The following is a 15428-nucleotide window of genomic DNA, read 5'->3' on the forward strand; positions in this document are numbered from 1 at the left end:
CACGACCTGACCGGTCAGCGTCGACGCCAGGGTGTCGATGGACGCCTCGGCGACGCGCTCGGGACTCAGCAGGGTCGCCTCGTCCTCGTCGCCGAAGGCCGCTGGCGCATCCCCGTCCTGGTGCGCTGGGGGCTGATGCAGTTGACGCGAACGCCCTCCTCGTCCCACTCCTCCGCGAGCGCCTGCGTGAAGTTCACGAGGCCCGCCTTGGATGCGGAGTAGAGGCTGTACCCGGCCCGACCGCGCGTGTACGAGCTCGAGGTGAAGTACAGCAGGTGGCCGCCCTGCTTCCGCAGGTGGGGAAGCGCCTCCTGCGCGAGCAGGATCGGCCCCATCAGATTGATGTCGATGGTGCTGCGCACCTCGGACGCGTCGACCTCGCTGAGTGGCCGCACCTCCAGCACGGCCGCCGTGTTGACGACGTAGTCGATGCGCCCGGTCGCCTCGGCCGCCGCCCGCAGCGCCGCGGCGATGTCCTCACGGCGCTCGATGTGCGTGTCGGTCTCGGTGCGGCTGAAGGAGAAGACCCGGGCTCCGTAGCTCTCGGCGAGCCGGCACACCGCCTGCCCGATGCCTTCGCTGCCGCCGAAGACGACGAGCGTCGTCCCCTCGAGTGCGCGCCGGCGGCCCGCGTCGTCGAGCGCGCCGGCGATCGCCGTGCGGAGCTGGAACAGCTTGTCGGCGAACGAGATGTCCACCGGCTCGGTGATCTTCATGTTCTCGTCGGAGCCGGCGACGACCGCGATGGGCACCTCGGGCAGGTAGCGGAGCACCACCGTGCAGTCGTCCGTGGCGGTGAAGTCGGGATCGCGCGCGGCGCGCGAGTAGGCCTCCCGGATCACCGAGAGCCGGAAGGCCTGGGGCGTCTGGCCGCGCCGCAGCCGCGCCCGCTTCGGCACCTTCCGGATGAACTCGCGGCCCTCCTCGTCGGTCGCGACACGGATGATGGTGTCCGCCGAGGGGATCGCGGTGTCCACTGCGTCGAACGCGTCGAGGGCGACGACGCACTCGTGCACGATCCGCTGGTCCACGAACGGCCGGACGGCGTCGTGCAGGAGCACCTTCGCCTCCCCGTCCGGGATGGCAGCGAGGGCGAGCGCCGTGGTCCGGTTGCGCGTCTCGCCGCCCGGAAGCACGCGCGTCAGCTTGCCGTAGGTCCCGGCGGCGCGGATCGCCTCGATCGACTCGAGGTGGTCCGGCTCCATCATCACCAGGACCTCGTCGACATCGGGGGAGGCGTCGAGAGCGGCGATGGTGTGCTCGATGACCGTCTTGCCCGCGATGCGGAGCAGCTGCTTCGGCATCGAGGCGCCCATGCGGGCTCCGACGCCGCCGGCGAGGACGACCGCGACCGTGCGGAGGCGGTCGGGGGAGGCCAGGCGGTCGGCGGGCGGTGGTGGCACGAACTCCCCTTTCAGGTCGTTCTGCCCACCCTACCGACGGGGGTCAGCGCAGGCCCCGTCGCCAGCTCAGCTCCTGGGCGGCCTTGACAGCGCACACCACGAGCAGGAACCAGCAGTACTCGACGAGCACAGTGCTCTCGGCCATCGAGGTGAGCGCGAGGACCACCAGCACGAGCGCCGGCCACACATGGGTCACGCTGCGGCGGCTGGAGGCGACGAACCAGGCGCGGACGAGCGCGAGGCCGAGCAGCACCGAGAAGAGCGCAAGGCCAACGAGCCCGGCCTGGAACCAGGTGTCGAGGAACGCGTTGAGGGCGGACGTCGGCGTGCGGCCGTTGACGGTGCCGATCGCGAAGAACGGGGCGAGCTCGGGGCGCCACGTGCCCACCCACCCGAAGCCCTCGAGCGGGTGCAGGCCCGTGAGCGACTGGACGCTGTCCCAGAGGGCGAAGCGGACGTTGAGCTCGCCCCGGATTCCCACGAAGTCGATGATGCGGGTGCGGAACGCGTAGCCGAGGGCGATGCCGACCGCGGCCACGGTGAGCGTGACCGCCTGCAGGGCCGGGCGCCGCTCGGGCGGGGTCCGCCGGAGGCCGATCAGCGCGAGCGCGACGAGTCCGACGACGAGGAGAGATCGAGCGACACCGGCGACCGCGTGAACAGCAGGGTCACGACCGCCGTGGCGAGGGACGCTGCGGCCACACCGCGCTGCACGGAGCGGGTCGCGTATTCGACGGCGAAGGTGATGATCGCGATGAGGGCGAGGACGCCGAGCAGGTTCCGCGAACCGGCCACGCCCTGGATCGGCCCGCCGGAGGCCAGGTTGCCCTCGATGCCGAGGAAGGGGAAGGGAAGGTCGAGCAGCAGGCCGGACAGCACCTCGAGCGCGAGCGAGAGGCCCAGCAGGATGCGCAGGACGTCGCCGAACGAGCGCACCACCTGGATGAGGTCGCGGGTGAGCGCCACGTAGAGAGCGAGGAAGCCGACGGTCAGCTGGTACAGCACGCCCGTGAGCGTCGCCCACTGGTACTGGCTCCACAGCAGGGTGAGTGCGCACCAGCCGACGAAGAGCAGGATCGAGACCGGCAGGATCCCCTGCCACTCGAGCACCCGGTGCCGGGCGAGGAGTGCCCCGATCGCGAGCACGAGCAGTCCGCTGAGCGCGCCGATGTAGCCCGGCCAGCCGATCAGCGCGCGCAGCAGATGCGGGAACAGGACGGTGGCGATCGTCGCGGCGGTGAGCGCCGCGCTGAAGCCGGCCGACCCGATGACCTCGGCCACCTGGGCGGGAAGGCGCGGTCGACCGGGCTGTGTGGTCATCGTCCCTCCACCGTAGCGTCGAGCCCCGCGGCCGCCGGGCAGTGCGCGGGCGGGTCCCCGCACTGGGGGTGCCGGCCGGCCGTTTTCAGCGGACGATCAGGTTATCCTGTGGCGGATGGAGACCCTTCCCGAGTCGGCTCCCGCGGATGGAGCGGACTCCGAAGGAGCGCGGCTCCCGTCTCGCCGTTCACGGCGCCTCCTGATCTGGGGGATCGTCGCGATCGTCGTGCTCGGCGTCGCGGCGTCCGTTCTCTGGGTCGGCTCGCGGGCGCTCGCCGCCAAGGCGTCGCTCGAGCGAGCGGAGGCCCTGGTGAGCCAGCTGAAGGACGCGGTCACCGCCGATCCGTCGACGGCTCCGGCCCTCGCCGACCGGCTGGTGCGCGAGACTACGGCGGCACGGGCGGACACCGACGGCATCCTGTGGCGCATGGGGGAGGCGGTCCCGGTCCTCGGGGCGAACCTCTCGGTGACGCGGCAGCTGGCGGCGTCGGTCGACGATGTCGCCCGCGGTGCGGTGCGGCCGCTCGCCTCGGCGGGCACCGCGATCTCCTCCCTGCGCCCTGTCGACGGAGCCCTGGATCTCGCCGAGATCCGCGACCTGGTCGGTCGGCTGCAGCGCGCCGGCGCCGTCCTCCAGCGCGCCCAGCAGCAGGTGCACGAGCTCGACGCGTCCGGCACGGTCGGCCAGGTGTCGGCTGCCCGGGACCGGCTGGACACGCTGCTCGGCTCGGCGACCGAGGCGGTCGCCCCCGCGCTGAAGGCAGCGCCGCTGCTGGTCCCGATGCTCGGCGGCGACGGTCCGCGCACCTACCTCGTCATGTTCCAGAACCCGGCGGAGGCGAACTCGCTGGGCGGCAATCCCGCGTCGATGATCCTGATCGGGGCCGACCAGGGGCGCATCTCGCTGCTCGCGCACGCCAGCAGCGGGGACTTCGTGCAGTATGCCCCGCCGCCGATCCCGCTCGACCCGAACCTGGCGCAGGTGTACGAGCCGCGATTCCCCCTGCTCGTGCAGGACATCGCCACCCGGCCGGACTTCCCGACCATGGCGGCCCTCGGCAAGGGCTACTGGGAGCGCCAGTTCGGCGGCCGCATCGACGCGGTGGTGTCGTTCGATCCCATCGCCCTGGCGGGGCTCCTCCGCGCCACCGGGCCGATCTCTCTTCCATCGGGCGACACCGTCACCAGCGACAACGCGGTGAGCCTCCTCCTGTCGGAGGTCTACTCGCGCTTTCCGAACCCGGTGGACCAGGATGCCTTCTTCGCCGCGAGCGCGGACGGCATCTTCCAAGGGCTCACCTCGGGCGAGGTCGCACCCGTCGCCCTGCTGTCCGCGCTCACGGAGGCGGCGGACCAGGGGCGGCTGATGCTCTGGAGCACGCGTGCCGACGAGCAGGAGGTGATCGCCGCATCCCCGCTGTCCGGGATCCTGCCCGTCGACAACTCGGCCTCGACCACGGTCGGGGTGTATTTCGACGACACCTCCGTCTCGAAGCTCGACTACTACGTCGACACGGCCGTGCAGGCGTCCGGCACCTGCTCGGCGCGGGGGGACCGAACCTACACCGTCACGTCCACGATCTCCTCGCGTCTGACGCAGGAGCAGGCGGATCGCCTGCCGTCCTACGTGGCGAGCGGCTGGCTCCCCTCGGGAGAGGTGGGCACCGACCTCTACGTCGTCGGACCGCCCGGGTCCTCCTTCCAGGGCTGGTCCGTGACCCAGCCCGGACTCGACGACCGGATCATCTCAACGGGGACCGACCTCGGGCGCCCGGTCGCGCGCTTCGCCACGATCCTCGGCCCGTCCGGGACGACGACGATCAGCGTCACCTTCACGGCCCCGCCGGGGAGTACGGTGCGCTCGCCGTCCGCACCACTCCGATGGTCAATCCGACCGCCGTCACGGTGCAGCAGCCGACCTGCGGCTGATCCGTCACCACAACGGGGATTTGCCGCCCCTCCGGCCGCCCGCCATGCTGAGGGAATGCGTGGCATAATCCTGGCCGGCGGCACCGGGTCGCGACTGCACCCGATCACGCTCGGAGTCTCCAAGCAGCTCGTCCCCATCTACGACAAGCCGATGGTCTACTACCCGCTGTCCACGCTCATCGCCGCGGGCGTCCGGGATGTCCTCGTCATCACCACGCCCCACGACGCGGATGCGTTCCAACGGCTGCTCGGGGACGGGTCCCAGTTCGGGATCAGCATCAGCTTCGCCGTGCAGGAGCAGCCGAACGGGCTCGCGCAGGCCTTCGTGATCGGCGCGGACTTCGTCGGCGACCACGAGGTGGCGCTCGTCCTCGGCGACAACATCTTCTTCGGCCAGGGCATGGGCACGCGTCTGCGCCGGTTCCACGGCCTGCGGGGCGGCGCGATCTTCGCGTACTGGGTCGCCGATCCCACCGCGTACGGCGTCGTCGAGTTCGACCGCAGCGGCCGTGCGCTCTCCCTCGAGGAGAAGCCGGCGGTGCCCAAGAGCAACTTCGCGGTCCCCGGCCTCTACTTCTACGACAACGACGTGCTCGAGATCGCCGCGAACCTCACCCCCTCCGCGCGCGGAGAGTACGAGATCACCGACGTCAACAAGGCCTACCTCGAGCGCGGCTCCCTCCAGGTGGAGGTGCTGCCGCGCGGCACCGCCTGGCTCGACACGGGAACGTTCGACTCGATGACCGACGCCAGCGACTACGTGCGCACGATCGAGCGCAGGCAGGGGCTCAAGATCGGCGCCCCCGAGGAGATCGCCTGGCGGCAGGGATTCCTGTCCGACGACGAGCTGCGGGAGCGTGCCGAGCATCTCGTGAAGTCCGGCTACGGCCAGTACCTGCTCGGGCTGCTGGAGCGCGGGAAGGACAACTGATGACCCGGCTCCTCGTCACCGGCGGCGCCGGCTTCATCGGCTCCAACTTCGTGCACCACGTCCTCCGCACCACCGAGCACTCCGTGACCGTGCTCGACAAGCTCACCTACGCCGGCAACCTCGCGTCCCTCGACGGTCTGCCGGACGACCGCTTCACGTTCGTGCGCGGCGACATCACCGACGCCGACGTCGTGAACCGCCTCTTCGAGGACGCGGATGCCGTGGTGCACTTCGCCGCCGAGTCGCACAACGACAACTCGCTCGCGAACCCGCGGCCCTTCCTCGACACCAACATCGTCGGCACCTACACGCTGCTCGAGGCCGCCCGGCGCCACGGGACGCGCTACCACCACATCTCCACCGACGAGGTCTACGGCGACCTGGAGCTCGACGACCCGGCCCGGTTCACCGAGTCCACGCCGTACAACCCGTCGAGCCCCTACTCGTCCACGAAGGCGGGCAGCGACCTGCTCGTCCGGGCCTGGGTGCGCTCGTTCGGCGTGCAGGCGACGATCTCCAACTGCTCGAACAACTACGGGCCGTACCAGCACGTCGAGAAGTTCATCCCGCGGCAGATCACCAATGTGCTGCGCGGAATCCGGCCCAAGCTGTACGGCGCGGGGCTGAATGTGCGCGACTGGATCCACGCCAACGACCACTCGTCGGCCGTGCTGCGGATCCTCGACCGCGGCGTCATCGGCGAGACGTACCTGATCGGCGCCGACGGCGAGAGGAGCAACAAGGAGGTCGTCGAGCTGATCCTCACGATCCTCGGGCAGCCCGCCGACGCGTACGATCACGTCACCGACCGTGCCGGCCACGATCTCCGCTACGCGATCGACTCCACCAAGCTGCGCACGGAGCTCGGCTGGGAGCCGACCTACCGCGACTTCGAGGCGGGCCTCGCCGCGACCATCGACTGGTACCGCTCCAACGAGCCCTGGTGGGCGCCCGCGAAGGACGCCACCGAGGCGTTCTACGCGTCGAAGGGCCAGTAGTGGCCCTCGAGTACGGCCGTCCGCTGTCCGTGCGGACGACGGACATCCCGGGCCTGCTCATCCTCGAGCTGCCGGTTCACGGCGACTCGCGCGGCTGGTTCAAGGAGAACTGGCAGCGCGCGAAGATGGTGGCCGAAGGGCTGCCGGACTTCGCTCCGGTGCAGAACAACGTCTCGTTCAACGAGAAGGTCGGCACCACCCGGGGCATCCACGCCGAGCCGTGGGACAAGCTCGTGTCGGTCGGCACCGGGCGGGTGTTCGGAGCCTGGGTCGACCTGCGCGCGGGAGAGACCTTCGGCGCGCTCGTGACCGTCGAGCTCGACCCGTCCGTCTCCGTCTTCGTGCCCCGCGGCGTCGGCAACGCGTTCCAGACGCTCGAGCCGAACACCGTCTACAGCTACCTGGTCAACGACCACTGGAGCGCGGGCGCCCAGGCGCAGTACACCTTCCTCAACCTCGCGGACGAGACGGTCGACGTGCCGTGGCCGGTGCCGCTCGCGGATGCGGAGCTCTCCGACAAGGACCGGTCGCACCCGCGCCTGGCCGAGGTCCGGCCGATGGCGCCACGCGGCACCCTCGTGCTCGGTGCCGGCGGCCAGCTCGGCACGGCACTGCGCGCCGTCTTCCCCGACGCCGACTTCCTCACCCGCGCCGACTTCGACCTCGCCGATGCGGCCGCCTACGGGCGCATCCGCTGGAAGGAGTACGGCACGGTCGTGAACGCCGCGGCCTACACGAAGGTGGACGCCGCCGAGACGGCGGAGGGCCGCAGGGCGGCCTGGGCCGCGAACGTCGCCGGCGTGGGCCTGCTCGCGCGGGCCGCGACCGAGAACGGCCTGACGCTCGTGCACGTGTCGAGCGACTACGTCTTCGACGGCACGCTCGAGGTCCACACCGAGGACGAGCCCTTCAGCCCGCTCGGCGTCTACGGCCAGACCAAGGCGGCCGGGGATGCCCTCGTGGCGACCGTTCCCCGCCACTACATCGTCCGCACCAGCTGGGTGATCGGCGAGGGCGCCAACTTCGTGCGCACCATGGCGTCGCTGGCGGAGCGCGGCGTGACCCCGACCGTCGTCGGCGACCAGATCGGGCGCCTCACGTTCGCCGAGGACATCGCGGCCGGCATCGCGCACCTGGTCGGCTATGCGGCGCCCTACGGCACGTACAACCTCACCAACGAGGGGGAGCCGCAGTCGTGGGCGGACATCGCGGCGCGCGTCTACGAGCTCACGGGCCACGATCCGGAATCGGTCACTCCCGTCTCGACGGCCGACTACTTCGCGGGCAAGGAGGCGGCGCCCCGCCCCTGAACAGCGTCCTGACCCTGGAGAAGCTGGCCGCGACGGGCTTCGTGCCGCGCGACGCGGACACCGCGCTCCGCGCCTATCTCGGCGCCTGACCCCAGCGAGCCGCCTGCGGTCACCCTCCGCCGATGATCGAGGAGCGCCGCAGGCGCGTCACGAAATAGGGCCGCTGCTCGGACCTGTGCCGACCTCTCTTTCCCTCAACAGGCAGAGATCCCGTCAACAGGGCGGAGGCCACCGCTCCTGCCTGTTGACGGCAGAACTGCCTGTTGAGGGACAGGGTCCGAACGCCCTCGCTCGCTCAGCAGGCCAGAGCCCGCCTCAGCAGGCCGGATCGGCGGTTTCAGGCCTGCTGGAGTCGGTTCCTGCCTGCCGAGCTAAGGGGCGGACGGCCGACTGGGCGGGGGAGGACCCGACGAAGCAGGAGGGATCCGGCGGTATCGCGGCGTCAGGGGGCGACCGGCGGCCAGGGGCCGAGGCGCTGGCCGATCCGCTGCGCCAGCTCCTGGGTGGAGATGTAGCCCTGCGCCACCTCGCGCAGGAGGCTGAAGGTCTCGTTGTCGCTGAACTGCATCGCCGCCCGGTTCAGCTCCAGGAACACGTTGGTGGCGAGCCAGGCGAGCCTCTTGTTGCCGTCGAAGAGCGCATTGTTGCGGGCGAGGCTCTCCATGAGCACGGCGGCCTTCGCGGGCAGGTTCGGGTACACGTCGCGGCCGCCGTAGCGCATGGCGGGACGGTCCACGGCGGAGATGAGCAGGCCCATGTCGCGGACCGACTCCCGAAGGGGCGCTTCGGTGAAGATCTCGATGATCTGGACGACGTCGTCGACGCTCAGATACTCATAGGAGGGAGCGTCGGCCGGAAGACCGGCAGACACCGCTATGCGTTGGCCAGGCGAGTCATCAGGTCAGCGTAGCGGGACAGCTGACGGGCCATCGAGTCCGCGACGAACTGCTCGTGGTTGGGCCGCGGCGCGGCCAGGATGATCGCCTCCGCCGCAGCCGAGTTCTTGCTGATGCGCAGCGTCTCCGCGAGCTGCTCGAGCGTGCGCTCGCGCTCTTCGCTCAGTCGCAGGGTCATGGCCACAAGCCTCAGGGTAAGACTGAGCGTTGGCGCCGCTTCGGAGGCGGGGCCGTCGCGCCGGCCGGGGCGCGGCCCCACTTCGGGGGCAGGTCGTGTCCGCCGACACGGGGACGCGATTCGCGGCATCCCACCGCATTCCTTCGGACTATCCGCAACCGGAGACCGATGCGGATGGTCCGAAACGATGCGGATAGTGGACGGTGGCGAGAGCGGCGTCAGGCCGCGGGCGGCCAGCTGCGGCCGAGGCTGAACCAGAAGCGTCCGCCGTGCGTGCGCGCGTGGTGCTCGGCGGCGAGGAGCGCCGCGGCGCGGAGGAGGAGCTCGTGGTCTCCGGCGGGAGCGCCCGCGGCCGCGCCGAGCGCGGCGAAGTCCTCGTCGAACTCCCCGGTCCGCAGGGCGGCGAGCAGCTCGGCATCGCGGAGGAGCAGCACGTAGGGGTCGTAGAAGTAGGGACGGAGTCCCGCGTCCTCGAAGTCGATGGCGCTCCAGCCGCCGTCCTCGGCGACGAGGAGGTTGAGCCCGGTGAGGTCGCCGTGGCTGAGGACGAGCGGCCACGCGGAGGCGGCGGCCCGCAGCTGGGGCGCGAGCGCCTCCACCTCGGCGACGATCGCCTTCGGCGCGCCCTCCCGGGATTCGGCTGCGCGCGTCAGCGCCGCGTCGACCGCCGCACGCGCGTCGCCGGAGCGCGCGGACCGGGCGAGCGCGGTGTACGCGCGGACGACCCCGTGCACGGTCGCCACCCGCAGGTCGAGGGGCGCCCGAGAGAACTCGACGCCCGAGGCCAGGCCCTCGCGGAGCACGGTGCGGTCCTCGGTGAGGGACCACGACGGGTTGGGGAGGACCTGCGAGAGGGCCTCACGGTGCTCTTCGTAGCCGGCGGGGAACGGGGCGCGGCGCACGTGCGTGACGGATCCGCCGGTGCGGTCGAAGAGCACGAGGCCGCGGTCCTTGGTCAGGAGCGCCTCGACGGCTCCGCCACGGGGGTCGCCGCCGGGAACCGTGATGGTGCGGGGACCGGCCAGCTCGGTGCGGCGGCGGACGATCCGCTCCTTCGCGTTCCGGGGCGGGCGACGGCGGGCGGCGGCGCCCTGGGAGGCGAGCCGCCCCTCGCGCCCGGTGTGGAAGGCGGAGCTCACGGTGGGCAGCGACCAGCGCCCCTCGCGGAGGTGCGGCGCCGCCTGCTGGAGAAGCTCGGCGAACGTGCGCTTCTGCTCCCGCTCCCAGGTGATGCCCTTGCGGCCCGAGCGGCGGCCCACCATCCGGCGGGCGAAGGAGAGGACGACCTCGACGTCGGCGCGCACGAAGGGGAGGAGCAGCGCCGCGAGCACGACGTAGACGAGGGCGAAGCCGAGCCCGGCGAGCAGCTGCACGATCGAGGGCGCGGGGATCAGCGTCCCGAGCCAGGCCAGCACGCCGCACGGGATGCTGATGGTGACGATCGTGCGGATCGCGTTGGCGAACAGCGGCCTCGTGTCGACGCCCGTCACGACGCCCACGCGCCAGAGGGAGACGACCCAATGCAGCGCGTAGGCGACGGTCGAGCCGATCGCGACGCCGAACGGACCCCACGGGAGCCCGGCCAGGATGATGAGGATCATGAAGGGGCGGACCGCGAGGAACATCCGCAGTTGCGCCCCGGTCCGGCCGGTGGCGAGGTAGATCCAGTAGGAGATCTGGGCGATGGCCCGGAGCATGCCGCCCACGGCGAGGGCGGCGAAGATCGGGGCGACGCCCGTCCACTTGGGTCCGAACAGCACGAGCACGAGCGGCACGGACAGGCCGGCCGCGACCGCGAAGACCGTCGCGGTCAGGTAGGCGCCGACCAGCTGGGACCGCTGCAGGTAGCGCGCGAACACGTCCCGCTGCTCGTGCACGCGGGACAGGATGGGGAGCGCCACGCGCGTCATCGGTGCGTTGATCTGGTTGAGCGGCGTCATGAGCAGCTGATACGCCCGGTCGTAGAGGCCGAGCGGAGAGGCGCCCCAGACCGCGCCGATCGCGACGTTGTCGACGTTCTTCGTGACATAGGAGATGGTCTGGGTGCCGAGCACGCCGAGGCCGAACTTCACGAAGCGCCGGATGGACACCGACCGCTTCGGCAGGCCGGGCTTCCATCGGGAAGCCGCCACGTTGAGGAGGCATGCGATCGCGACGGTCGACACCTGCTGCACGACGATCGCCCAGTAGGACCAGCCGAGGATGGCGCCGGTGATGCCGAGCACGAAGCCGCCGACGACGCCGGCGGTCTCGATGCCGGTCAGGAGCCCGAAGCGAAGCGAGCGGGTGAGATCCGCCTTGAACTGGGTGTTGATGCCGCTGAAGACGAACGTGGTGGACATCGCGGCCACGATCGGAACGAGCCGCGGCTCGCCGTAGAGCAGCACGATCAGGGGGCTGATCAGGATCACGACGACGCTCGAGAGGACCCCGAGCCCGGTGTTGACCCAGAAGAGGTTGGTCCGCTCGTCGTCGGTGACGTTCTTCGCCTGGATGGCGGCGCTCGAGAGGCCGAAGTCCCTGATCAGCTCGGAGATGCCGATCACTGCGGCCACCATGGCGATGAGACCGAAGTCCTCGGGCGTGAGCAGGCGCGCGAGGATGACCGTCGACGCGAACTGAAGCAGGACACGCACGGCCTGGCCCAGCAGGGTGACGCCGGTCCCGCGGGCGGCGGAGTCGCCGAGGCTCGGGGTGGTGGTCGTCACAAGGCCCTAACCTAACTCCGGCGCGCGGGGCGGATCGGCCCCCAACTATAGGGGGCATACCGATAGAAGGCCTGGCCGGTACAGTGATTGCCTACCCGAACCCCGAAAGGCACATCGTGTCCGGACAAGCCACCCGGCTTCAGGAGCGCAGGGCCGTACTCACCGGCCCGCGCCGTGAAGTGACTCCCGCGCCCCTCACGGGCCCCTGGCTGGTTCTCGCCCGCTTCGTCGCGCTCGCCGCGATCCTGCTCCTGTCCTCGCGCCAGTTCCTCGGCCAGGGCATCACCTTCGGGCACCTCGCGAGCCTCGCGCTCATCCCGCTCTGGCTCCCGGCGTTCCGCCGCTACGCGGGCGGGCTCTGGATCGCCGTGCTCGGTCTGCTCGGCCTGATCTTCTCGCTCTGGCTCACCGACGTCGCCTCCCTCGACCACATCGTCACCCAGAACAACCTCATCTCGAACACCCTGCTGCTGGTCGGCACGGTCGCGGCGGTGGGCGTCATCTTCTGGGCGCGCGACTTCCTGCCGATCTGGGCGCTCGCCCTCGTCTACGGCGTTGGCATGCTCATCTCGGCGCTCACCCGTGAGGAGAGCTTCCTGGTGAACCCGTGGAAGTTCGCCCTCGCGGTCCCGCTCGCCGTGGTCCTGCTGGCGCTCGCCGAGTGGACGGGGAAGCGCTCGCTTCAGGTCATCGCGCTGCTCGTCCTCGCCGCCGCATCGCTCGCCTTCGACTCCCGCGCCTACTTCGGCCAGTTCCTGCTCGCCGCCGTCCTCGTCGGATGGCAGCTCATCCCGCTGCTGCCCGGCCGCAAGGGCTCCGCGGCGCGCGTCCTCTTCACCTTCGCCGTCATCGCCATCGTCGTCTTCGTGGCGAGCAGCCAGCTCATCGCGAACGGCGTGCTCGGCGAGGAGGCGCAGGCCCGCACGGTCGAGCAGCAGGACCGGGCGGGCAACGTGCTCCTGGGCGGACGCCCCGAGGCCGCGGCCACCGTCGCGCTGTTCCTGTTCCGGCCTCTCGGCTTCGGCGCCGGCGCCCTCGCGAACTCCAACGACGTGCAGGTCGCGAAGACCGGCATGCACCAGATCAACTACGACCCGAACAACGGGTACGTCGAGAACTTCCTCTTCGGGCAGAAGTTCGAGCTGCACTCGATGCTCGGCGATCTGTGGGCCTACTTCGGCTGGGCGGGCATCGCCTTCGCCGCCCTCTCCCTCGTGCTGCTGCTGCACGTCGTGGGCAGGGGCGTCGCGGACCGCACCGTCGGCGGCGTCGTCATGTTCGTGGCGACCCAGAGCCTCTGGAACCTGTTCTTCAACCCGCTCTACACGTCGGCTCCGGTCCTCGCGCTCGCGCTCGGCCTCGGCCTCGCGGCGAAATACCGTGGGAGCGCGGGACGCGACGGAGCGCTCACAGCACCGGCCATCGCCGCCGCGCGCTGACCCCGCGGCCCTGAGCTGCGCACACGCCGCTCAGGAGGCGACGGCGAGGAGCTCGACGAGCCGGTCCACGGTGTCGTGCACCTGCCGGAGCGCCGACGAGTGCGCGATGCCCGAGATGTTGTGACCGTCCTCGATGTCGAGCGGGCTGCGGTGCCGGCGATGGCTCGGGGGCAGCACGAGGCGCGGGCGCGCGGAGTGCAGCTCGCCGACCAGGTCGGACAGCGGCCCCGCGCTGCGGCCCGCCCCCACGGGAGCCGGCAGGAGCGCGCCGAGCTTCACCGCCTCCAGCATCGTGAACGTGCGGCGCGTGGCCTGCGCGTCCAGCCGGGCGACGCTGCTGCGGTGCGAGGTGTCCGCGGTGAGGATGAGGTCCGCCCGCCGCACCATGTCGTGATCGAGCCGCCGGGACTCGTGCACGAGTGCCTCGTCCTTCAGCTGCTCCCGCTCCATGCGCTCGAGCACGACGGGACAGACCGACTGGCCGGCGACGGCGAGGGTCCCCGCGCTCGTCACCACCCAGGGCTCGCCGACTCGCACGGCGAGGCGATGGGCGAGGAGCATGCCCGCATAGGCGGAGCGGCAGACGTTCGCCGTGCAGACGACGAGGATGCGTGGCATGGGACCCCGTTCGAGTCGGGGAGGGTTTCGGGTGGGAACATCGTACCCGCAAAAAAGGGCGCCACCAGGGGATGTGCTGTTAGGATCGTGCCCCTATCTGGGGGCGGCATGTTGGGATGCCCGGTTCTAGCATGGAATCCCCGACCACCCGAAGGAAACCCACCCGTGGATACTCGCCGTTATTTCACGGCCCTGCGCAAGCATTGGCTCGTCCTCACCGCCCTGACGGTGCTCGGCGGGCTGCTCGCGGGCCTCTACTCCGCTACCCAGCCGGTCCTCTACCAGGCCACCAGCAGCGTCTTCGTGTCCACCCAGCGCGGTGAGACCACGACCGAGCTCCTTCAGGGCTCCTCCTACACTCTCGCCGCCGTCGAGTCCTACGCCGAGCTCGCGACCCTTCCCGCGGTCCTCCAACCGGTCATCGAGAAGCTTCAGCTGGACACGACGCCCGGCGCACTCGCGAACCACATCACCACGCAGATCCGCCTCAACACCGTGATCATCGAGGTCACCGCGAGCGCCGGCACCGCACAGGGCGCGGCCGACCTCGCCAACGCGGTCACCGAATCGCTGTCGACCGTCGTGACGTCGCTCGCCCCGACGGCCACCGACGCGACCCCCGCGGTCACGCTCAGCCCGGTCGCCCCGGCGGCCCCGCCGTCGGCGCCGTACTCGCCCCGCTACCTCCTGCTGATCCTCGCCGGACTCGGCATCGGCCTGCTGCTCGGCATCCTCTACGCGATCGGCCGGGACCTGTTCGACACCCGCCTCCGCACCGAGGACGACGTCCGCGCCGCCGCCGACACCGTGCCGTACCTCGGCTCCGTGGAGCGCCGCCGCAGCTCCGATCTGCCGCACCTGATGTTCCTCGCGGAGCCGAACAGCGCAGCCGCCGAGGACTACCGCCGCCTCTGCACCAACCTCGAGTTCGCGGGCATCGACAACCGCGTCCGCGCGATCTCGGTGACGTCGGCCCTCGCGGGCGACGGCAAGACGACGACCGCGCTCAACCTGGCAGCGGCCATCGCCGAGCGCGGGCACCGGGTGCTCGTCGTCGACGCGGACCTGCGCCGCCCGGCGCTCGCCGGCTACGTCAACATCGAGGGAGCCGTCGGCCTCACGAACGTCCTGCTGGGCGGCGTGAGCGCGGATGACGCCATTCAGCGCGTCGGCACCTTCGACGTCCTGCCCTCGGGCACGACCCCGCCGAACGTGACGCAGCTCGTCACCTCGGAGTCGATGGGCCGGCTGTTCGCGGAGCTCCGCACCCGCTACGACTTCGTGGTCGTGGACACTCCGCCGGTCCTCGCCGTGCCGGACGCCCTCACCATCGCGAACCTCACCGACGGCGCTCTCCTGGTCGCCCGGTCGAAGGTCACCCGCAGCAAGCAGCTCGTCGAGGCGGTGGACGCGCTCACCTTCGTGAACGCGGTCGTCCTCGGCATCGTCCTCAACGGCGTGCCGCACGGCAACGCCTCCACCTACGGCTACGACCAGATCGAGCGCGGCGACACCGCGGCGCTCCCGGCCTCGGCGCAGCCGCCGACCTCCTTCTTCCGCGGTGGGGCATCCTCGCAGCAGTCGGCGGGCTCGAACTTCGCGGAGGTCGGTGGCGGCTCCGCCGCCTCCTGACCGTGACCGGGCCCTGCGCCCGTCCGGTCGCCGAGCCGGCGCGAGTGTCCCGCATCCCGCGGGGCA

11 protein-coding genes and 2 pseudogenes are annotated in these 15428 nt (G+C 71.1%); 6 read left to right on the forward strand and 7 right to left on the reverse strand.

Annotation, left to right across the window (positions count from 1 at the left end; translation table 11 throughout):
• Nucleotides 1–65: 65 nt before the first annotated feature.
• From QUE51_RS08820 to QUE51_RS08830, 3 genes are read right to left on the reverse strand one after another with little or no spacing between them, the layout of a single operon-like run.
• Nucleotides 66–1403 carry a bifunctional cytidylyltransferase/SDR family oxidoreductase gene (locus QUE51_RS08820; RefSeq protein ID WP_286279147.1) on the reverse strand — a complete coding sequence of 446 codons (1338 nt, stop codon included), beginning with the start codon at nucleotides 1401–1403 and terminating at the stop codon, nucleotides 66–68.
• A 43-nt stretch (nucleotides 1404–1446) separates the two neighbouring features.
• Nucleotides 1447–2004, reverse strand: a complete 558-nt coding sequence (locus QUE51_RS08825) for a hypothetical protein (protein ID WP_350226767.1) — start codon at nucleotides 2002–2004, stop codon at nucleotides 1447–1449.
• A complete protein-coding gene (locus QUE51_RS08830; protein ID WP_286279149.1) occupies nucleotides 2001–2723 on the reverse strand; it encodes a hypothetical protein in 723 nt (240 codons plus the stop codon). Before QUE51_RS08830 ends, QUE51_RS08825 begins: the two co-directional genes overlap by 4 nt.
• 781 nt (nucleotides 2724–3504) lie before the next feature.
• Here QUE51_RS08830 and QUE51_RS08835 point away from each other — a divergent pair.
• From QUE51_RS08835 to QUE51_RS08850, 4 genes and pseudogenes are all read left to right on the forward strand, one after another.
• Nucleotides 3505–3936: pseudogene (locus QUE51_RS08835) on the forward strand (DUF4012 domain-containing protein); the annotation flags it as partial.
• Nucleotides 3937–4707: 771 nt separating this feature from the next.
• Nucleotides 4708–5583 carry a glucose-1-phosphate thymidylyltransferase RfbA gene (gene rfbA, locus QUE51_RS08840; protein ID WP_286279330.1) on the forward strand — a complete coding sequence of 292 codons (876 nt, stop codon included), beginning with the start codon at nucleotides 4708–4710 and terminating at the stop codon, nucleotides 5581–5583.
• Entirely contained in the window at nucleotides 5583–6581 is a 999-nt protein-coding gene (rfbB, locus tag QUE51_RS08845; RefSeq protein WP_286279150.1) for a dTDP-glucose 4,6-dehydratase, read from the forward strand. The genes rfbA and rfbB overlap by 1 nt, the downstream gene beginning before the upstream one ends.
• Nucleotides 6581–7980, forward strand: a pseudogene (locus QUE51_RS08850) (sugar nucleotide-binding protein). The gene rfbB and the pseudogene QUE51_RS08850 overlap by 1 nt, the downstream one beginning before the upstream one ends.
• Nucleotides 7981–8333: 353 nt before the next feature.
• On the opposite strand, the gene QUE51_RS08855 reads toward QUE51_RS08850, so the two are convergent.
• The 3 genes from QUE51_RS08855 to QUE51_RS08865 all read right to left on the reverse strand — a co-directional run bounded on the left by QUE51_RS08855 (nucleotide 8334) and on the right by QUE51_RS08865 (nucleotide 11673).
• Nucleotides 8334–8762 (reverse strand): type II toxin-antitoxin system death-on-curing family toxin, encoded by a 429-nt coding sequence (locus QUE51_RS08855; RefSeq protein WP_286279152.1) that lies wholly within the window; start codon nucleotides 8760–8762, stop codon nucleotides 8334–8336.
• Between the two features lie 2 nt (nucleotides 8763–8764).
• Nucleotides 8765–8965 carry a CopG family transcriptional regulator gene (locus tag QUE51_RS08860; RefSeq protein ID WP_286279153.1) on the reverse strand — a complete coding sequence of 67 codons (201 nt, stop codon included), beginning with the start codon at nucleotides 8963–8965 and terminating at the stop codon, nucleotides 8765–8767.
• Nucleotides 8966–9183: 218 nt separating this feature from the next.
• Nucleotides 9184–11673 carry an oligosaccharide flippase family protein gene (locus QUE51_RS08865; protein WP_286279154.1) on the reverse strand — a complete coding sequence of 830 codons (2490 nt, stop codon included), beginning with the start codon at nucleotides 11671–11673 and terminating at the stop codon, nucleotides 9184–9186.
• 179 nt (nucleotides 11674–11852) lie between these two features.
• On the opposite strand from QUE51_RS08865, the gene QUE51_RS08870 reads away from it, so the two are divergent.
• Entirely contained in the window at nucleotides 11853–13112 is a 1260-nt protein-coding gene (locus tag QUE51_RS08870) for a hypothetical protein (RefSeq protein ID WP_286279155.1), read from the forward strand.
• Nucleotides 13113–13142: 30 nt separating this feature from the next.
• Here the strand turns inward: QUE51_RS08870 and QUE51_RS08875 are convergent, their stop codons facing one another.
• Nucleotides 13143–13730, reverse strand: coding sequence for an arsenate reductase/protein-tyrosine-phosphatase family protein (locus QUE51_RS08875; protein ID WP_286279156.1), 588 nt, complete (start codon nucleotides 13728–13730; stop codon nucleotides 13143–13145).
• 165 nt (nucleotides 13731–13895) lie between these two features.
• Between QUE51_RS08875 and QUE51_RS08880 the strand changes: the two genes are divergently transcribed.
• Nucleotides 13896–15362 carry a tyrosine-protein kinase domain-containing protein gene (locus tag QUE51_RS08880; RefSeq protein ID WP_286279158.1) on the forward strand — a complete coding sequence of 489 codons (1467 nt, stop codon included), beginning with the start codon at nucleotides 13896–13898 and terminating at the stop codon, nucleotides 15360–15362.
• Nucleotides 15363–15428: the final 66 nt, after the last annotated feature.

The organism is Naasia aerilata, from assembly GCF_030296595.1.
Lineage (GTDB): Bacteria > Actinomycetota > Actinomycetes > Actinomycetales > Microbacteriaceae > Naasia > Naasia aerilata.